The sequence below is a fragment of the Pseudorhodobacter sp. genome (genome assembly GCF_030452865.1).
Lineage (GTDB): Bacteria > Pseudomonadota > Alphaproteobacteria > Rhodobacterales > Rhodobacteraceae > Pseudorhodobacter.
Map to the genome: position 1 here is coordinate 1 of NZ_JAKDLJ010000418.1, position 3,009 is coordinate 3,009.

Sequence of the window (3,009 nt, forward strand, 5' to 3'; positions counted from 1 at the left end):
CAGCCATGCAAAGCGGTCCTCGACATAGGCGCCCGGCGGCTTTGGCTTTTCGCCGCTTGCGGTGTCTGCTGTCGTGACCGCCTGAAGAAACACCTGCGCCTGCACTGACAACAGTGAGCCGAGTTCCATTTTGCCGACGGCAGAGGCGCCTTCTGCGACCCCGGCAGTCGCGAGCGCAGAGCGATCCTCCGTCAGTTTCGTCTCATCCGAAATCGCGTTGAGAAGGTTGACGATGGGGGAAGTTGGCCCCGCGAGGATATTCGTCACTTCCACAGCATGGCGCAGCGATTCCATCGGGATGATGTCAACATCCGACAAAATACCCTCATAGCGCGAGGCGTAGTCGTTGTAATAAAGCGCAAGAACATCGCGCGCGAGATTGACAATCGCGGCTTCCGACTGTTCGGAAGCGGAGTTCGGGCCAAGCACCCAGCTCTCGGATTGCACGCGGCGCGCAACTGTCAGCGCCTCCTCCAGAAACACGGTGTTGAAGCCGCGATAGGTGAAGATACCCTCCACCCCTTCGGTCAGCGGCTTGCCGGAGGACCGCACAAAAGCGCGCGAAACAGCCGGACCGCCAACATCAATGATGCGCCACGGCGGCAGCGCCAGCGCCTTGGGACTGTTGAGAATACCGTTATAGGTGCGTTGCGCCATCGGCATCGCCGCCAGCAGGGTTTGGGCCTGTTCGACCAAAGGCCCGTTGAGGGATATCTTCTGCATGGGCTGCGACAGCAACACCGCCAGATGCTTGTTCAAATCGTCCCGCAACTGGGCCCGTGCTGGCCCCGCGAAGGAAAGATCCCAATCCGCGTTCATCCATTCGGTGACGAATTCCGTATTCATCGGCCCTTGCTGGCCCAACATCAGATAAACTTTCAGCGCCTCATAAAGCACATCGGCGTTGTTCATGTTGCCCTGGATCTGATCCTCGAGCCGCAGCAACAGCCGGGGCAACAGGTGCTGGTTCAACGCCGAGCGGTAGGATTGTGCGGTCTGATCGCTCAGCACTTTGCCCTGATAGAGGCCATAGCCCGCCTCCGGCGGTGCAATCACGGCATCCGGGCCGCGGGCATCATTGATCGGCATGTCGTAAAGGATGTTCAGCGCTGGCACGACAGAGGGCAGATCACTATCCGCAATCGGGTTCGACGGGATCTCCGCCGCAGCAGCCTGAAACGCGTTCAGCCGTTCGGTCGCATCGGCGATCATCGCCTGATTGGCCAGATAGCTGCGCGTCCAGAGCGCACCCGCGCCAGCAGCCACCAGAATCGTCGCGGCAATCGCGCCGCGCCGGATCCAGCGATAGCGACGCTCCACCCGGTCATCGGCGGAAACCAACCCCGCCTCCCTGAACACCACGCTTTCAAACAGTCGCGTCAGGAAATAGGAACGCCCGGTGCCCTTGCCCGAGCCAATCGCCTGCCGACCGATACCGAAAGTGCGCGCCATGCCCATCATCAACCGGTCAATCGGCGTGCCTTCCTGCGTGCCGGAGGTGAAGTAGACACCGCGCAGCATATGCCGATGCTCAAACTTGTTTTCCAGAAACACCTCGCTCAGAAAATCGCGCGCCACCTGCCGAACACTGGCGACCTGGCCCGGAAAACCCGCAATCAGGCTGCGGCGCTGATGGTCAGTTTCGGCCTGCATCCGTTCCAGCGATTGCGTGTTCAATTGCGTCAGAAGGCCGGAAAATTCATCATCGAACATCTCAATGGCAGAGGCCGCCTTTTTCGCGTTCTTGTCGATCGGGAAGGTAAATCCCCAAACTTGTTCGCGCGCATCCTTGCCGAGATTGTCGAAAAACTCTGCAAAGCCCGCGATCAGATCGCCTTTGGTGAAAAGCACATAAACCGGGAAACGCACCCCCAGCTTTTCGCGCAGCTCGTGCAATCGGCGGCGGATAGCCTTGGCGTGCGAGGCTTGCGTCACTTCATCCTGCATCGACAGGTCAGACAGCGAAATCGCGATCAGCGCCCCGTTGATCGGCTGCCGCTTGCGGTGCTTTTTCAGCAGGTTCAGGAACCCGAGCCAGCCCGCGTTATCGCCCTCCGAATCGCTTTCCTGTGTGGTGTAGCGGCCTGCAGTATCAATCAGAACGGCGGAATCAGTGAACCACCAGTCACAGTTGCGCGTCCCGCCAACCCCTCCGATAGAGCCTGTGCCCATCTCCTCCGCCAAGGGAAACTTCAAGCCGGAATTGACGATTGCGGTGGTTTTACCAGCACCCGGCGGGCCGATCATCACATACCACGGCAATTCATAGAGCGACTTTCGGCCCAGTTTCGACTTGCGCAACGTGATCAAAGCCGTTTTCAGCTTGCCGCGCATTTCCTCCAACTCGCCTTTGAGGACATCATCCTCCTCGGCGGCACCAGCATCGACTGACGAGACGATATCATCCGTCATCTTCTTGTTTCGGCGACGGCGGACGAGGAATATGATCAACAGCAGCAACAGTGCCAGACCCAGAAGGACACCCATTGTCACGAAACGCGCAGAGACCGTTTCCAGCGGGTAAATCTCTCCCCAGGGCAGCAGCGGGCCAAAATACCAGATCGCAACGCAAATGATTGCGACCATCAACAGGATTGCGGTGTAGATGGACCGGAAAAGCGGCCGGATGAGGCGATTGAATATCACGTTTCTTCCCTCAGCAGCAGAATCTCGATCCGCCGGTTCGCCGCGCGACCCTCTTTGGTATCATTGGATTCGATGGGTTCCTTGTCAGACCGGCCTTCGGCAGTGATACGGCTTGGGTCGGTCAATATCCCTTCCATGAATTTCTTCACAGATTCCGCCCGCGCCAATGACAGATGCATGTTCGACGGAAAGCGTGATGATTTGATCGGCACATTGTCGGAATGTCCCGCGACAATGATCTTGCCTTTCTGGTCGTTCATCGCCTTGGTCACGCGGGTAATGGTATCCTCCACATCTTTCGCCAGACGGTCAGAGCCGGAGGCGAACATGCCGTTGCCGTTGATGCGCACGGTAAGGGTTGTC

Annotated in this window: 2 protein-coding genes; both read right to left on the bottom strand. The window is 58.5% G+C overall.

Features of this window, described 5'->3' with window-relative positions:
- The coding region (gene tssM, locus L0H65_RS17370) for a type VI secretion system membrane subunit TssM (protein WP_367652012.1) at nucleotides 1-2,646 on the bottom strand (2,646 nt) is incomplete at its 3' end.
- A partial coding sequence (gene tssL / locus L0H65_RS17375) for a type VI secretion system protein TssL, long form (RefSeq protein ID WP_301460482.1) occupies nucleotides 2,643-3,009 on the bottom strand: 367 nt, incomplete at its 5' end. The genes tssM and tssL, both read right to left, overlap by 4 nt.